Origin of the sequence: Hungatella sp. SL.1.14 (genome assembly GCF_024460495.1) — a bacterium.
GTDB classification, from domain to species: Bacteria; Bacillota; Clostridia; order Lachnospirales; family Lachnospiraceae; genus Hungatella; species Hungatella hathewayi.
The window spans coordinates 1-297 of sequence record NZ_JANFYJ010000391.1; the positions used below are offsets into that span (position 1 = coordinate 1).

At 43.1% G+C, this 297-nt stretch carries 1 protein-coding gene; it reads left to right on the top strand.

Annotation, left to right across the window (positions count from 1 at the left end):
• Positions 1 to 104: 104 nt before the first annotated feature.
• The coding region (locus NE473_RS31505; protein WP_256265672.1) for a hypothetical protein at positions 105 to 297 on the top strand (193 nt) is incomplete at its 3' end.

Here is a 297-nt window from a genome sequence, read left to right on the forward strand (position 1 = left end):
TTAACAAATTTTGTCCGAAAGAGTCGATAACGTTTTCTCCGTTCAAGACCGTAAGAGTATCTATCAAATTTAATGGATCGTCAAGAGGCAAGGGGCATGCCGCTTTGATGGTATATCGTTCAGACACCTCGAGATCTGACATTCTGCTGAACCGCAGTACAGGATTGTTGAAAAGCACAACCATAGGCATGACCAACTCAGGGACGATATATACAGGGGACCTTGACGTATCCGCAGTGAATGATGAAGGATTTTTAGCAATCCATTTCACGAATGCCGAAGATGTCAACTACACAT